This window comes from Massilia rubra (assembly GCF_011682065.1).
GTDB classification, from domain to species: Bacteria; Pseudomonadota; Gammaproteobacteria; order Burkholderiales; family Burkholderiaceae_D; genus Telluria_A; species Telluria_A rubra.
In genome coordinates this window covers 1-323 of the sequence record NZ_VUYU01000101.1, presented here as the reverse complement: position 1 = coordinate 323, position 323 = coordinate 1, and the positions used below count along the sequence as shown (strand labels likewise).

Annotated in this window: 1 protein-coding gene; it reads right to left on the bottom strand. The window is 65.6% G+C overall.

Annotated elements, in window-relative coordinates; all coding sequences use genetic code 11:
* Positions 1–181 (bottom strand): IS66 family insertion sequence element accessory protein TnpB (gene tnpB / locus F0185_RS34205; protein WP_167233138.1); only part of this gene is annotated, 181 nt, incomplete at its 3' end.
* Positions 182–323 lie beyond the last annotated feature (142 nt).

Sequence of the window (323 nt, the reverse complement as noted above, 5' to 3'; positions counted from 1 at the left end):
CATTTCCGTCCCAGCACACCAATTTGAGGCGCGTACGACGCCGGTTGCTGAACACGTAGGCCGTGCCGTCGCAGGGAGGGCAACCGAGCACCTGCTGGACCAGCAAGGACAGTCCATCGACACCGATACGCATATCGACGGGCCGGGTGGCAAGCCGAACCAACTCGGCCTGCAGCTTCATGCCAGCTCGCGCAGTAGTGCCGCCACCCAACTGGCAGGCAAGGCCGGCGGCAATGTGAGCGTCCAGCCACTGGGACTACGCAGGCTCAATGCCGGCGCCGCATCGGTGGAGGCTGCAATCGACACTGGCAGCAGCGCCGCCG